15 protein-coding genes are annotated in these 15,087 nt (G+C 35.8%); 12 read left to right on the forward strand and 3 right to left on the reverse strand.

Going from position 1 to position 15,087, the window contains the following annotated elements:
• The 5 genes from AC1DIV_RS04940 to AC1DIV_RS04960 all read left to right on the forward strand — a co-directional run.
• A partial coding sequence (locus AC1DIV_RS04940; protein WP_477575896.1) for a transposase occupies positions 1 to 829 on the forward strand: 829 nt, incomplete at its 5' end.
• Between the two features lie 699 nt (positions 830 to 1,528).
• Positions 1,529 to 1,885, forward strand: coding sequence for a hypothetical protein (locus AC1DIV_RS04945; RefSeq protein ID WP_127776909.1), 357 nt, complete (start codon positions 1,529 to 1,531; stop codon positions 1,883 to 1,885).
• A 226-nt stretch (positions 1,886 to 2,111) separates the two neighbouring features.
• Positions 2,112 to 2,534, forward strand: a complete 423-nt coding sequence (merR1, locus tag AC1DIV_RS04950; RefSeq protein ID WP_336867206.1) for a mercury resistance transcriptional regulator MerR1 — start codon at positions 2,112 to 2,114, stop codon at positions 2,532 to 2,534.
• Between the two features lie 29 nt (positions 2,535 to 2,563).
• Complete coding sequence (locus AC1DIV_RS04955; RefSeq protein WP_477575898.1) at positions 2,564 to 3,022, forward strand: putative iron-sulfur cluster-binding metallochaperone; 459 nt, start codon at positions 2,564 to 2,566, stop codon at positions 3,020 to 3,022.
• A 9-nt stretch (positions 3,023 to 3,031) separates the two neighbouring features.
• The gene (locus tag AC1DIV_RS04960) at positions 3,032 to 3,490 is read left to right on the forward strand and encodes an NUDIX domain-containing protein (protein ID WP_477575900.1); all 459 of its coding nucleotides are present in this window, start codon (positions 3,032 to 3,034) and stop codon (positions 3,488 to 3,490) included.
• A 614-nt stretch (positions 3,491 to 4,104) separates the two neighbouring features.
• Here AC1DIV_RS04960 and AC1DIV_RS04965 read toward each other — a convergent pair.
• Positions 4,105 to 4,272 (reverse strand): hypothetical protein, encoded by a 168-nt coding sequence (locus AC1DIV_RS04965; protein WP_260088980.1) that lies wholly within the window; start codon positions 4,270 to 4,272, stop codon positions 4,105 to 4,107.
• A 415-nt stretch (positions 4,273 to 4,687) separates the two neighbouring features.
• On the opposite strand from AC1DIV_RS04965, the gene AC1DIV_RS04970 reads away from it, so the two are divergent.
• From AC1DIV_RS04970 to AC1DIV_RS04995, 6 genes are all read left to right on the forward strand, one after another.
• On the forward strand, positions 4,688 to 5,947 hold the full coding sequence (locus AC1DIV_RS04970) for a cytochrome P450 (RefSeq protein ID WP_477575902.1): 1,260 nt from the start codon (positions 4,688 to 4,690) through the stop codon (positions 5,945 to 5,947).
• A gap of 377 nt (positions 5,948 to 6,324) precedes the next feature.
• The gene (locus tag AC1DIV_RS04975) at positions 6,325 to 6,690 is read left to right on the forward strand and encodes an ArsR/SmtB family transcription factor (RefSeq protein ID WP_251543341.1); all 366 of its coding nucleotides are present in this window, start codon (positions 6,325 to 6,327) and stop codon (positions 6,688 to 6,690) included.
• Positions 6,683 to 9,073, forward strand: a complete 2,391-nt coding sequence (locus tag AC1DIV_RS04980; protein ID WP_477575904.1) for a heavy metal translocating P-type ATPase — start codon at positions 6,683 to 6,685, stop codon at positions 9,071 to 9,073. The genes AC1DIV_RS04975 and AC1DIV_RS04980 overlap by 8 nt, the downstream gene beginning before the upstream one ends.
• A gap of 227 nt (positions 9,074 to 9,300) precedes the next feature.
• Entirely contained in the window at positions 9,301 to 10,722 is a 1,422-nt protein-coding gene (gene lpdA, locus AC1DIV_RS04985; protein ID WP_477575906.1) for a dihydrolipoyl dehydrogenase, read from the forward strand.
• 379 nt (positions 10,723 to 11,101) lie between these two features.
• The gene (locus AC1DIV_RS04990) at positions 11,102 to 11,764 is read left to right on the forward strand and encodes a CadD family cadmium resistance transporter (RefSeq protein ID WP_477575908.1); all 663 of its coding nucleotides are present in this window, start codon (positions 11,102 to 11,104) and stop codon (positions 11,762 to 11,764) included.
• 204 nt (positions 11,765 to 11,968) lie between these two features.
• Positions 11,969 to 13,093, forward strand: coding sequence for an MBL fold metallo-hydrolase (locus AC1DIV_RS04995; RefSeq protein ID WP_477575910.1), 1,125 nt, complete (start codon positions 11,969 to 11,971; stop codon positions 13,091 to 13,093).
• A gap of 267 nt (positions 13,094 to 13,360) precedes the next feature.
• Here AC1DIV_RS04995 and AC1DIV_RS05000 read toward each other — a convergent pair whose 3' ends face one another.
• Positions 13,361 to 13,654, reverse strand: a complete 294-nt coding sequence (locus tag AC1DIV_RS05000; protein ID WP_477575912.1) for a hypothetical protein — start codon at positions 13,652 to 13,654, stop codon at positions 13,361 to 13,363.
• Between the two features lie 153 nt (positions 13,655 to 13,807).
• A complete protein-coding gene (gene lspA, locus AC1DIV_RS05005; RefSeq protein WP_260088973.1) occupies positions 13,808 to 14,254 on the reverse strand; it encodes a signal peptidase II in 447 nt (148 codons plus the stop codon).
• Between the two features lie 293 nt (positions 14,255 to 14,547).
• On the opposite strand from lspA, the gene resA reads away from it, so the two are divergent.
• Complete coding sequence (gene resA, locus AC1DIV_RS05010; RefSeq protein WP_095396595.1) at positions 14,548 to 15,075, forward strand: thiol-disulfide oxidoreductase ResA; 528 nt, start codon at positions 14,548 to 14,550, stop codon at positions 15,073 to 15,075.
• Positions 15,076 to 15,087: the final 12 nt, after the last annotated feature.

Genomic DNA, 15,087 nt, shown 5'->3' on the forward strand with positions numbered 1-15,087 from the left:
ATTTGAAATACTTAGGGTCCTTATGTCTAACCGTGATGTGGTAGTTAAACGACTCGTTAGCACTATTAATCAATTAAACCGTTGGGTGGATATTGTCTTTCCCGAACTCAGGCAAGTATTTAAAGACATTACTGGTAAAGGGGCGATCGCCACACTTCGTTTATTTCCATCTCCAATGGAACTGCGTTCCCTGAAACCTCATGATGTTGTTTCAGGATGGAAATCAATAATGAAGAGGCAGCCTGGATTAAAGAAAGCTCAATTACTTCTTCAGTTAGCTAGGAAATCTGTCGGCACAAGACAAGCACTTGAAGCGTATAAATTTCATTTGGAACAATTATTAGAGGAGTATGATCTCGCAGTCTTACAACTCGAAAGAGTGGAACAAGAGGTTAAGGATGTATTAAAACAAATACCTTTTGCCAAGAAGCTTCTTGCCATTAAGGGAATTAGTGAAATTTCATTAGCCGGAATATTAGGTGAAGCAGGAGATCTAAGTGGTTTTTCACACGGTAATTCTTTACTTCGGCACGCTGGGTTGCATCTGGCTGAAGCAAGCTCTGGAAAGTGGAAAGGCCAAATGGTCATCTCTAAGCGAGGAAGATCCAGGCTAAGGCGTTTCCTTTACTTAGCCACCATGAGCCTTGTGATGAATAACATGGAATTTCGAGCCATTCACTCCCATAATGTTAAGGTGAAAAAAATGAAGAAAATGAAATCGATTATGAAATTGATAGGTAAGCTAGCCAGGATATTTGTTGGAATAGCACGCAGAAACGAGTCTTATTGTGCAGATAAAGTTCAACCTATAACTGAACTGGTTGCGTAGTTTTAAAGGGGGATTTTTTAATAGGGTTCTCGAAGGGAACCTTCAACAACTAATTTTCATAGACTTTTTCTTTTTACGAATGTTGGCTTATTCGTAGGATTTCAAATATGTACGGAGTACCAGATTTCTTGAACAAAAGGGCACCGACCCATCAGGTTAGCATAACTGGCCTTCACCCCTTGGATAGGCATGACGAAGGAATGATAGGGCAATTGACCCGTTGAGACATGGGAGGAAAAGCCTCCTGGGGCGGCGTGGAGAATGTACATTATATGGTAAAATGTGGAGTCTTGTACAACTCCTTTATTTCACTATGCCTTCACGAAATCTTCATGTCCTGAAATCACTCCCTTTACCCGTGAACTTAAATTCAAAGGTGATGAAATCCTGCGAATAAGCGAGTATTTGTGAGAAAATCGTATTAAACTGAGGGAGTTGAAGAGTGCTGTTTAATCTTTTTTCAACAATTGGGCCATATTGTTGAATAATCATTATCTTGATCTCCGCAATCAGGCGCATTTCATAAAGTGAGATGCGCCTTTTTCAAGATCGGTCCTATACAAATTTCTGTAGAGTTAAATGTTTGGAATAAAACCCCTGTATTCAAAATTAATCAAGTTGAATTATAATTTTTATAAATAAATAGGGGTTAATCTTGAATTAATGATTCAGGGAAACAGAGGAAAGAGGAAATGGATTATGTTTGTTAATATGTTTTGGACAATTTATTTAGGAATACTTGGTGCTGTTGCTATTGGATATCTTATTAAAGGAAAATATAAGACTTTTCCAGCAAAACTAGATTTTGTAATTTCGATTATTACCTGGATAGGACTTTTTGGTTACGTATCAAATATCCAAATAATAAATACTTCTTTATGGCAAATCGTGTTTTTTGGGGCGTTATTTTGGGACTTAATCTACAGCTTCTTCCTAGCTGACTACGGGGAGGAGTTCGAGGGTGTTTCACCTCCAGTCAAATACATCATTATTGCTGTAGTATTTGTACTTTTACTCGGTCCATTGTATTTTGGTCTCTATAAGTACGCATTCTAATTAGAGAAGTATACTTTAAGGCAGCTTTTTCTTTATGCAACTATAGGGGCAGATTAGTTGAAGAGTGCTGTTTGATCTTTGTTCAACAATTGGGCCATATTATTGAATAAGGCTTACTGAAAAATGGCAGTTTAGTTTAAGAAAGTGGATCGATAATATAGTAAATAATACTTCCCTTGACCCTGTACTATGGTACAGGGTTTATACTTTATATGAGGTGAGATAGATGCAATATCGTATTGGAGAACTAGCTGAAAAGTGTGGCGTTAACAAGGAGACCATTCGATATTATGAGCGTTTAGGCTTAATTCCAGAGCCTAATCGTACCGAAAAAGGATACCGAATGTATTCCCAACAAACGGTCGATCGATTGAATTTCATAAAACGGATGCAGGAATTGGGATTTACCTTAAATGAAATTGATAAATTGCTAGGGGTTGTCGATCGCAATGAAGCAAAGTGCCGTGACATATATGATTTCACTGTTCTTAAATTAGAGGACATCCGGCGTAAAATTGAAGATCTTAAAAAAATTGAACAAATGTTGATAGACCTTAAAGAGAGATGTCCTGAAAACAAAGATATTTACGAATGTCCTATTATTGAAACTTTAATGTATGAAGAAAAGAAAACAGAAAAATATTTATAGAAATAATAAAATGTAAAGGTGGAAAAATGATGGAAGATTGTTGTAGTAACCTTAAAGAAATAAAAATTGAAAATAATGGTGAGTGTCCATCATGTAAAAATAAAGCTAGAAATGTAAAGCTGATTACATTAAAATCATTGCTTAAACCATCTGCATTAGAAACATTAAACGCTAAAGAAATTCAGTATTTTTGTTCAACTGAAGATTGTAATGTAGTCTATTTTGATACGAATAATAAAAAGTACCTTGTATCTGATATTAAGGTAGCTGTTCATCAAAAAGATGACTCAGCAACTACACCCATTTGTTATTGTTTTGATTGGACAAAAGAAAAAATTAAACAATATGCGGAAAAAGTACTTACTCCTAATCCAGTAGAACATATTCGCGAAAATATAAAAGAAAACCGATGTGGATGTGAGGTAAACAACCCTCAAGGTAGTTGTTGCTTAGGAAATGTTACAAAGTTTATTAATCAATTTTCATAGGAGGGTTTTATGGGTTATTGTGAAGATATAAGAGAAATGATTGGAAATTCTCCACTGATAGTGGTGCGGCCAAGTGTAGCCATTATAAATAATAAAGGAGAAATTTTACTGAATAGATATTCAGGTGCAACTTGGGGAATTCCTGGCGGAATTTTGCAATTAAATGAGTCAGTTGAGGAATGTATTAAAAGAAATGTACAAGATGATTTAGGACTAACAATAAATTCATTACAATTATTTGGTGTTTATTCTGGTCTGGAACTCTATATGAAGCCAGAGGACGGTGAAGATGAGTATCACATCGTTGCGATAGGATACTTATGTACGGACTATGAAGGAGAAGTAACGCCTGATGAAAATCAAGAAATTGAAGCTGGATTTTTTAAATTAGAACAGTTGCCTGAAGAAACAGCTCCGTTTATTAAGAATAAGTTGGTTGAATTAAAAGGGCAACTTGAAAAAATTTGAATGCATCAAAATGAAGTTTTCCATCTTAGTTCCCACAGGATTAAATGTTGGTGGTACCCTTTATTGAGCTAAATTAGCTAATAGAAACTCATAAACTTGAATAATCGGGCGCGATTCTTTAATAAGAATCGCTTTTACTTAATGAACTAACGGGTGCTTTAGTGTAATAAGGAGTATTAAAATAATCGTACTTAGTTATAAAAAAGCTATCAATTCCATGATAGCTTTTTTATGTCTATATATAGTGCAAAATAACACTTAAAACAAGTGCAATTTATCTCCACAAATGACAATAATGGTTAAAACAAACGCTTTTTAATCCCTAAACTCTTCCCTTATTCAAAATCCCTATATAAAGTCAAAGAAACGTTTACAGGAATTTCCTTAGCGTGGGTTTCTTGTCAAAATGTTGGTGGTACCCCTTTAATGTGCCTACTCAAAGTACCGTACGTAGCAACCTACAGTATGTTTTGGACTTTCATCGTTTTAGCTTTTATAGTTGCAAGCACACAAGTGAATCTTGCCATCCAAAAAGCTTGAAAAAAAGTTTAAATTCTATTACTACATTTTCTACTACCCCAAGGATAATCTGTCTTTTTATCTAAAATCATTTTCTATTGTTCATGTTTCCAACTTGTAGATTGTCCTGAAGAAGGACAACTAGGAAACTTTTGTCCAGCATTTAATTCAACATGATCCCCATCTGAATCAATATAATGACCTGTTTCCATTACTTGTTCACCAGTTTTATGAGAGTGATGATGTTCTTGATTATGAGCCATAAATATCCTCCTATTCACATTGTTAAATTGAAAACTTAACAATCATATAGTGCCCTCAAAGTAGATCATTATTCAAAACGTATTTTCAGTTTTGATGTCTGTACTCCATATATTAAGCCGGATTCCTTATAGTAGGAAATCGGCTTTTCTTATCCAGAAATTGTCTTAGCGTATTGCTAGCAGGTGCTCCTAAACTGCAAATCGTTTCCGTACCCATGTACGGAATAGAAGTAGCTCTCACAAAACTAAATTGGAGATTAAACTAAAGAGTCATTAGAAGTTCTTTTTAATAAGAAGGTTATAATCTATATCCAATTGAACATGTAATAGGAAAGATTTAAGTTTTATTAAGAGTAAATAGGGAAAAGTTACAAAAGATAACATCATCACTAATGAATGGAGATGAATGAATGATATGTCAGATACAAATCAAATGCCTCGGGAAGAAGGAATAGATCATAGCTTGAGCCTTATGAGAGAAGGTTATATGTACATTTTGAACAGACGTCACAGTTTTAATTCTGATATATTCGAGACCCGATTGCTTGGCAAGAAAGCGATCTGCATGGTAGGAAAGGAAGCTGCGGAAGTTTTTTATGACACTGAGAAATTCAAAAGGAAAGATGCAGCACCGAACCGGGCGGTTCAAACACTGTTCGGGAAGAATGGTGTTCAGGCGTTGGATGGACAAGATCACAAATATCGAAAAGATATGTTTATGTCCAACATGTCCCCTGAAGGGATTCAAGGCTTAACAAACATTACAAAAATACAGTGGAGTACAGCACTAAATAAATGGGAACAGATGGACAAAGTTATTCTTTATGAAGAAGTAAAGGAGATCATGTGCAGAACAGCATGCCAGTGGGCAGGCGTACCGTTGGAAGAAGAAGATGTTAAGAAAATGACAAAAGACTTGGCAGCGATGTTCGAGTCTCCGGCTGCAGTAGGCCCAAACCATTGGCTAGGGAGAAATGCACGGAATAACGTGGAAAAAAGGATTGGCGAGTTAGTTGATAAAGTGCGTAATGGGGAACTAAAACCTCCAGAAGATACAGCTTTACATAGATTTGCCTGGCACCGTGATCAAGAAGGGAATCTATTAGCTACAAATACGGCTTCTGTAGAAGTAATTAATATCCTGAGGCCGATTGTGGCGATTGCTATATTCATCAATTTTACTGCGCTGGCGGTGCATCATTATCCGGAAGAAAGGGAGAAACTTGAATCCAGTGATGAAAAATATGCTCAGATGTTTGTACAGGAAGTTCGCCGTTTTTATCCGTTTTTTCCTTTTGTCGCGGCATTGGTAAAAAAAGATTTCATCTGGAACGGCTATAAATTTGAAGAAGGCACGTTAACCTTGCTTGATCTATATGGCACAAATCATGATCATGAAATTTGGGAAAATCCTGATGTGTTCAGTCCTGATCGGTTTGCCAAGTGGGAAGGAAGCCCTTTTAGCTTCATTCCGCAAGGTGGTGGTGATTACTTTATGGGACATCGCTGTGCTGGAGAGTGGGTCACCATTGAAATCATGAAAGTGAGTCTTGATTTTCTGGCCAAACGAATGGAATATGAAATTCCTGACCAGGATTTAAGTTACAGCCTGGTAAGCATACCAAGTATTCCACATAGCAAAGTAGTGATAAAGAATGTTAAACGAAAGTTGTAATCACACTAAATTATGGATATTCATTAGAAAGATAAATAAAAAAGTGACTCCATAATTATCGGAAAACGGTTTTATAGGCAGACCCCCTAATGTTTATTGAGAACTTAAAAAACAAAGCCTGATTTTTCTAACATGGAGAAATCGGGCCTTTTATAGTGAAAAAACCTCTATGTTTAAATCTGTGTTTACCTGACTACTACCTTTAGGTGTTCTACATAAATGGAAATTAAATTTAGTTATATATAGAATTATTTATTACAAACTAAAAAATATAAAGAATATTTTTTGAATCATATTCAAACATATATTTGACTATTTGTTTTTGTTTGCATATAATAATAATCAAACAAACATTTGATTGATATGGGGTGGAAAACTTGCAAAATGATGCATGTGAAGTTACGTGTATAGATGAAGAAAAAGTCATAAGAGTTAAAAATGAACTAATCCAACAAAATCCTTTGGAAGTAGCCAAAATTTTTAAAGCATTATCAGACGATACTAGGATTAAAATTGCCTATAGTCTCTCTTTAGAAGATGAATTGTGTGTATGTGATGTAGCAAATATTGTTGGTGCTACAACTGCCACTACATCTCATCATTTGAGGTTACTTAAAAATCTTGGATTAGCTAATTATCGAAAAGAAGGAAAGTTAGTCTACTATTCATTAGATGATGAGCATGTAAAGCAACTAATACAGGTTGCATTTGCACATCAGAAGGAGGTTGTTAAAATTGTCTGAAGCAAAAGCATTAGAGACTGAAAAAAATGTTTACCGGGTTCAGGGGTTTACATGTGCAAATTGTGCAGGGAAGTTTGAAAATAATGTAAAAAAACTTCCGGGAGTACAGGATGCAAAAGTGAATTTTGGAGCATCTAAGATATCCGTTTACGGTGATACAACAATTGAAGAGCTAGAAAAAGCTGGAGCATTCGAGAATCTTAAAGTTGCTCCGGAAAAACCCAGGAGGCAAGCTAAACCAGAGGTTAAAGAGGATAAAAGCGTATACCGTGTTGAAGGATTCACTTGCGCAAACTGTGCAGGGAAATTTGAGGGTAACGTAAAACAGCTTCCTGGAGTTGAGGATGCAAAGGTAAATTTTGGTGCATCTAAAATTGCCGTTTACGGTAATGCAACGATTGAAGAACTAGAAAAAGCAGGTTCGTTTGAGAATCTAAAAGTGACTCCTGACAAACCTATACGAGAAGCTAAACAAGAGGATATAAAAGAAGATAAAGTACCATTTTATAAAAGGCATAGTTCTCTACTTTATGCTTCCTTATTCATTGCCTTTGGATACCTTTCCTCGTTTGTGAATGGAGAAGAGAACATTGTTACTACCTTATTGTTTTTAGCATCCATGATTATCGGAGGGTTATCACTTTTTAAAGTCGGTTTGCAAAACTTACTACGCTTTGACTTTGATATGAAAACCCTTATGACAGTGGCAGTTATAGGTGGTGCTATTATTGGAGAATGGGCAGAAGTTGCCGTTGTTGTTATTCTCTTTGCAATTAGTGAAGCACTTGAGCGATTCTCTATGGATAAAGCAAGGCAGTCCATTCGTTCATTAATGGATATCGCTCCTAAAGAGGCACTCGTTAGACGGAATGGACAGGAAATAATGATTCATGTCGATGATATTGCTGTTGGGGATATCATGATTGTAAAACCTGGACAAAAGATTGCGATGGATGGTTTAGTCGTAAGTGGCTACTCTGCCGTCAACCAAGCAGCTATTACAGGTGAATCAGTCCCTGTCGAGAAAACGGTTGATGATGAAGTATTTGCAGGTACGTTAAATGAAGAAGGATTACTTGAAGTAAAAATAACGAAACTTGTAGAAGATACAACGATTTCTAAAATTATTCATCTTGTTGAGGAAGCACAAGGAGAACGAGCTCCTTCGCAAGCCTTTGTCGATAAATTCGCGAAATATTACACGCCGATTATTATGATCATTGCAGCATTAGTTGCTATAGTCCCTCCTATATTCTTTGATGGCAGTTGGGAAACATGGGTGTATCAAGGATTAGCTGTTCTTGTTGTTGGGTGTCCTTGTGCGTTGGTCATATCGACTCCGATTTCAATTGTTTCAGCGATTGGGAATGCTGCGAAAAAAGGTGTTCTTGTAAAAGGCGGAGTGTATTTAGAAGAAATGGGTGCCTTAAAGGCCATAGCGTTCGATAAAACAGGTACATTAACAAAAGGTGTCCCAGTTGTGACTGATTTTAATGTGCTTAACAAACAGATAAATGAAAAAGAATTACTATCCATCATTACTGCATTAGAGTATCGTTCTCAGCATCCACTTGCATCAGCTATCATGAAAAAAGCAGAAGAGGTGAACATTGCTTATACTGACGTACTGGTTGAGGACTTTTCATCAATTACTGGTAAGGGTATCAAAGGCATTGTAAACGGGATTACTTATTATATCGGTAGCCCTAAACTCTTTAAGGAATTGTTGACAACTGATTTCGATTTAGACTTAGAACAAAATGTAACAACTCTTCAAAATCAAGGGAAAACAGCGATGGTTGTTGGAACTGACAAAGAAATACTCGCTGTTATTGCCGTAGCTGATGAAGTACGTGAATCAAGTAAAGAAATCATTCAAAAACTACATCAACTTGGAATCAAAAAGACTGTTATGCTTACAGGTGATAATAAGGGTACTGCGAATGCAATAGGCGGTCATGTCGGAGTATCAGATATTCAAGCTGAACTGATGCCACAGGACAAATTAGACTATATTAAACAATTAAGATCCGAGTACGGAAACGTAGCTATGGTTGGAGATGGTGTCAATGATGCTCCTGCGTTAGCAGCTTCTACAGTTGGGATTGCAATGGGTGGAGCTGGTACAGATACAGCCCTGGAAACAGCAGACGTGGCTCTAATGGGAGACGATTTAACAAAACTTCCATTCATTGTAAAGCTTAGCCGAAAATCTCTAAATATAATCAAAGCTAACATCACTTTTGCCATTGCGATTAAATTAATTGCCTTACTATTGGTTATCCCAGGTTGGTTAACGCTCTGGATTGCCATCCTTTCAGATATGGGCGCAACCCTTCTGGTAGCATTAAATAGTTTACGACTTATGAAAGTGAAAGAATAAAGGGAAAAGGGCTTTCCAGACAGCTTGGAAAGCCTTTTTTCTAAAAATGAAAACATTATAGTGTGAAATCTAAATATTCAGTCTAATTAAAAATGAAAAGATTGGGTATAAGTAAAACATCAGGTTGTATATTACATACGCCTCATATGGAACAATAACGATTCTAATTATAATAATTAAAAATAATTGTCTTCATTCATCATCAAATTATCGAAGGAGGAACTGAAATGACTGATAAAGTTAAAAAGGATCTAGATTTGTTAGTTATAGGCGCAGGATCAGGAGGTTATGTAGCTGCAATACGAGCTGCTCAGTTAGGTAAAAAAGTGGTTTTGGTGGATAAAGCAGAATTAGGAGGAGTTTGCCTTAACCGTGGGTGTATACCTTCAAAGGCTCTCATTAGTGCTTCTGAACGAGTAAAACACATAAAACAGGCCAACTCAATGGGAATAAAGGTTTCTGGTGAAGTTGAAGTAGATATGCCAGAAGTAGTGAAGTGGAAGGACGGTATAGTGAATAAACTTACGAATGGGGTTCAAACTTTGCTAAAAGGCAATGGAGTGGAAGTAATTAGTGGGGAAGCTTATCTCACCGAACCCTATGCTGCCAAAATCAAAATTGGTAACGAAGAACAATTATATTCTTACAAAGATTTAATTATTGCGATCGGATCTCTTCCTTTCGAGTTAAAAAATATGCCATTTGATAAAAAAAGAATCATCTCTTCAACTGAGGCACTGATGCTTCAAGAAGTACCAAAACATTTAGTTGTAGTAGGTGGTGGGTATATTGGTTTGGAGTTGGGGACTGCTTATGCCAAATTCGGGGCTAAAGTGACCATTCTTGAGGGATCAGAAACAATTCTTCCAGGGACGGATCCTATGCTTACAAATGTAGTAAAACGTCATTTAAAGGAACTTGGAATAACAGTAATAACGAATGCTTTAGTCCAAGGCGGAGAAAATACAGGCGATGAAGTAAACGTTAAGGTTCAGGTTAATGGGAAAGAAGAGATAATTAAAGGGGATTATTGTTTGGTTTCCATTGGAAGAAAACCGAACACAGGAAAAATCGGGTTAGAAAATGTTGGAGTAGATCTTGACCAACGCGGGTTTATTAAGATAAATGATAAATGTCAAACAAACGTTGAACATGTTTATGCGATTGGTGACTGTGCCGGTGGTTACCTTCTTGCTCATAAAGCAAGCTACGAAGGTAAGATAGCTGCAGAGGTGATAAGTGGGTTAAAGAGTGTAATTGATTACCAAGCAATGCCTTTTGTTATTTTTAGCGACCCTGAAGTAGCCTATACAGGTTTAACGGAAAAGGAAGCAAAGGAAGAAGGATACGAAACGGTTTCTAGTCGTTTTCCATTTCAAGCTAACGGCAGAGCATTATCTGTTTCTGATGCCGATGGTTTTGTACAAGTTGTGGCAGATAAGGAAACTAATCGGGTGTTAGGGGTACAAATGGTAGGGCCAGAAGTATCATCACTTATTGCTGAAGCAGTTTTTGCCATTGAGTCAGGGGCAACCGCAGAAGATCTTAGCCTTACGATTCATGCCCATCCAACTCTACCTGAGCCATTAATGGAAGCTGCGGAAGGTGTTATGGGACATGCTATTCATATGCTAAATAAAAAGCAATGATGTGAGAACAGGCGACCTGCACTCAGCATAAGTGCAGGTTGAATTTTTCAATTTTAACTGAGTGGAAATAATGGATATACTGTTTTACGTCTTTATTTAGGACTTTGCTAATGTCTTGGCTGGCTTTATTTATTGCCATGCCAGAATCGTTGGAACTTTATTAATTTAGTGCATGTTTATTATTATGGGATTTGGGTCGAACTTTTTATTCTAGCTATTTCTTCCTCCCCATTTTCATTTTGGAGAAAAAACTCATCAACATTCTCATCAAAGCACACCTTGGTGCTTTAAATTATAACTAAAATGATATATTTTATTTAGATATATTCAAATATTTGTATAAAGGTTTTAATGAAATTATAATGGAGTTGGTAAAAAAGTGGGCGCAACCATTATTTCTGCAATTGGAGCATTCATCGTAACCAATATTGATGACATTTTTGTTTTGATGCTACTGTTCTCCCAGTCAAAAGCACATACTAATGTGACCGACGTTGGAAAGATTAACATGCAGACAAAGAAAAATCTGATCTACCCTAGAGATATAGTAATTGGACAATATTTAGGATTTTCCTTGTTAGTTTTGATTAGTCTTTTAGGAACTTTTGGTGTGATGTTAATTCCAGAACAATGGGTAGGATTACTTGGTCTAATCCCGATATATTTAGGGATTAAGCTGTTTATCAAGGGTGAAGATGAAGATGAAGGTGCGATCATTTCTAGTTTAAACTCAGGAAGATTTAGTAAACTCTTTATGAGTGTAGCCTTCATTACATTTGCCAATGGTGGAGATAACATCGGAATTTATGTTCCGTTTTTCTCGACTTTAGGTACAAATCAATTAAGCATTACAGTTATTACATTTTTAGTCATGGTGGCCATTTGGTGTTATATAGGTTATCGTTTAGCAGCCTTTAGGCATGTTTCTGAAATATTAGAGAAATATGGAAGATGGATTATTCCTATTGTCTTTATTGGATTAGGTATATATATCATGCTAGAAAGTAATACTTTTAGTACCCTGTGGAATTTACTGAATTAAATATGTTACCACATCCTCCCTTTGGAATTTTCCAAAGGGTTTTGTTTTTCATAAAGTGTTTGTTTTCACATCATTAGGGGCATTATATAAAATGCTTTGTGGGAATTGAAATGTTCGTGTAAAGGATTATGAATGGGAAAGAAGATCTTATGAATCACTATTTTTAATTTCATTAATTAGATCGTTTAGGAGGTATGTATTTTTATGGGAGTAAAAATAGTTTCTGTAAAGGAATTTGCTAAAAAAGTCATGAATCATGAGAGCTTATTTATAGTAGATGCGAGAAATCAGAATGATTTTGAGGATTGGAAAATTGAAGGGAAAAACGCCGAGGTTATCAATTTACCTTACTCAGAGGTGAAGGAGAATATAGGACAATATGTACATAAACTGCCTAAAGACAGAAGAATTTACACTGTTTGCGCTAAGGGGAATTCTTCAAAGATGATGGCGGAACTGTTGGAACAAGCAGGTTGTGAAGATGTTTATTCCATTGAAGGTGGGATGAGGGCATGGAGCGAACATCTTGAGCCTGTAAAAATTGGTGATTTGAATAGTGGAGGTGCAATTTATCAAATTATACGTCTAGGAAAAGGGTGTTTATCCTATTTGATTTCTTCAAATGGTGTAGGGGCTATCATCGATAGTAATCGTATGATCGATACTTATGAACGGCTTACGAAGGAGTATAATATTAGCATTAAATATGTATTGGACACACATCTTCATGCGGATCATATTTCAGGTGGAAGAAAACTTGCTGGTAAACTAGGAGCAACCTATTATCTACCTTCTAAAGATGCCAGAGAAGCAGAATTTAAATTTGTTCCTATAGAAGATGGAAACGAATTTAAAATTGGAAATACCGTCATACAAGCTCTTTATTCACCGGGACACACTATCGGAAGTACATCTTTTATCATAGACAATCAATATTTATTAACCGGAGATATTTTATTTATCGATTCTATAGGGCGTCCAGATTTAGCTGGAAAAGCAGCAGATTGGGTTACGGACTTACGACAAACTCTATATAAACGTTATAGGGAACTCGCAGATGAGTTGATAGTCTTACCAGCTCATTTCATGGGGATTGACGAAATGAATAATGATGGAATTATTTCTGAAAGGCTGGGAGTTTTATATCAAGAAAATCATGGCTTGAATATACAGAGTGATGAAGAATTCAGTAAGGCTGTAACAGAAAATTTACCACCCCAACCTCACTCCTATGAGGAAATCCGCCAAACCAATCTGGGGAAAATTGCTCCGGAAGAAGATCAAGAAAAGGAAATGGAGATTGGGCCAAATCGTTGTGCCATTCGTTAAATGTTTATTAAGATGATTTGTTTATTCTAAATAGATTAAATTTCATGATAAGTTTCTGCATCTATTGTTTAAACAACAACGAAACATAATAAACTCTTAATTACGACAGATGTGCCCTTTGGGAAGGTCTCTTTCCAATGAATGAAGATGTGGTAAACAAGTTAATGATTTCAAAGCTTTTTTATTTGTGGGAAAATGAAATATATATCAAAAAAGAAAGAGATGGGTTCAAATGTCCCAGCTCTTTCTCTTTGGCTCATTCACATTTCAATAACAATCATCATACATGGAATAGTTTTGGCTTTGATGGTTATTCGTGGTACTTTGCGTACTATCATTTGAATTTGTATGTGGTGTACTTACATTCTTTGATGTGGAGGTTTCATTAGGGATATTGTTTTGATTATTCATGAAAGAGTTCATCATTTCAGAACAATAATCCATCATTTGTTGCAAATTTCCATTTCCATGACTAGGAGTGTTGTTTGAATGTGCAAGAGCAGCAGTGCTAATACCAAGAATCAATGCTAAAGCTGCCATAAACGCAAGTAATTTTTTCAATAATTTCACCCTCCTTTGTCCTCATTATACCCATATATTTGAATTACGAAAACAGGCAAGATCGAAATTTAAAAATCAAAAATCATAAAAGCTTTCCCTTAAGTAAAGAAAATTACATGAAATGAAAGATGAATTTGCATCCGAATCCTCTCCTTAGGATTGTTTTCTCTCTAATTTTGACTCCTTAAAAGAGCTAATAATAAATAAGACAACGCCACAAAACAAAAATACATCCGCAGTATTAAAAATAGGATAATTAATAAATGTAATCTCGAACATATCTGTTACTTCCCCGAAAATCAGCCGATCTATAACGTTTCCCGTTGCCCCACCTAAAAAAAAACCAATGGCTATTCGTGTCAACCTATCAGAGACTTTACGAGAATAAGTTAGGCCCGAAACTATCACAATAATCGCAATACTTATTAAAAATATTTTTTGTCCTGAAAAAATTCCCCAAGCAGCACCTGCATTTCGATGAGATGTCAATTGGAAAAAACCATTGATAATCGGGATGGATTGCCCATAGTCCATAAAATTTCTAACTAAATATTTAAATAGTTGATCAATACTTAGTGTTAATAAAATGATCCAGTACATAGTTGTCACCTCAGAGTTTTATAAATAAATGAAGAGAATTTAATTAGTCTAATTAGTCCAAGAGTGACCAGAGGTTGGTCCCTTTTTGCATTTCCCCCCTAAAAGTTGTCATTTGAAAATTTACAAGTTCACATTGCTATCCGTAAGTAGGCGGAGAGTTTTTTAATCTACAAATAATGGAACTACTTATTCAAATATTTGTTTGAATATATTGTAATTTTAGATTAAAATTATTAACGTAAAATGTCAACATTAAAATGATTGTTTGAATGAAAAAGAAAGGGGAGAGTAAAATGAAAAACAAAAGAACCAGATCTATTGTACGTATTAGCCTTCTACTACTTATGGCTTTAGCAGTGGCTTATGCTCTTTATCTAAATTTCTTCATGGAAAAAACACGCGTTCAAGCAGGGGATCAAGCACCTGACTTTGTGCTTGAAAATATGGAAGGAAATAAAGTTCAGTTATCCGAACTCAAAGGAAAAGGCGTATTCTTGAACTTTTGGGGAACATGGTGCAAACCATGTGAAAAAGAAATGCCCTTTATGGAACGTCAATACAATTATTTCAAAAATCAAGGGGTTGAAGTATTAGCAGTTAATATAGGGGAAAGTGACGTTGCAATCGAAACATTTGCAAAACGGTATGGCCTAACATTTCCGATACTGAAAGATAAAAAAAGTGTTGTTACAGAAACCTATGATATTACCCCTATTCCGACTACTTTTTTGATAGATAAGAACGGTATAGTAACCAAGGTAATAACGGGAAGTATGACAGAAAGGGATATTTCAAACTACATGGAAGAAATAAAACCATAAACTCTATAATAA

This window comes from Peribacillus sp. 05N428 (genome assembly GCF_056397085.1).

Coding starts and splice junctions, on each gene's coding strand:
- AC1DIV_RS04945 (WP_127776909.1), top strand. CDS start 1,529: ATGTTTGTTAATATGTTTTGGACAATTTATTTAGGAATACTTGGTGCT.
- merR1 (WP_336867206.1), top strand. CDS start 2,112: ATGCAATATCGTATTGGAGAACTAGCTGAAAAGTGTGGCGTTAACAAG.
- AC1DIV_RS04955 (WP_477575898.1), top strand. CDS start 2,564: ATGGAAGATTGTTGTAGTAACCTTAAAGAAATAAAAATTGAAAATAAT.
- AC1DIV_RS04960 (WP_477575900.1), top strand. CDS start 3,032: ATGGGTTATTGTGAAGATATAAGAGAAATGATTGGAAATTCTCCACTG.
- AC1DIV_RS04965 (WP_260088980.1), bottom strand. CDS start 4,272: ATGGCTCATAATCAAGAACATCATCACTCTCATAAAACTGGTGAACAA.
- AC1DIV_RS04970 (WP_477575902.1), top strand. CDS start 4,688: ATGTCAGATACAAATCAAATGCCTCGGGAAGAAGGAATAGATCATAGC.
- lpdA (WP_477575906.1), top strand. CDS start 9,301: ATGACTGATAAAGTTAAAAAGGATCTAGATTTGTTAGTTATAGGCGCA.
- AC1DIV_RS04995 (WP_477575910.1), top strand. CDS start 11,969: ATGGGAGTAAAAATAGTTTCTGTAAAGGAATTTGCTAAAAAAGTCATG.
- lspA (WP_260088973.1), bottom strand. CDS start 14,254: ATGTACTGGATCATTTTATTAACACTAAGTATTGATCAACTATTTAAA.
- resA (WP_095396595.1), top strand. CDS start 14,548: ATGAAAAACAAAAGAACCAGATCTATTGTACGTATTAGCCTTCTACTA.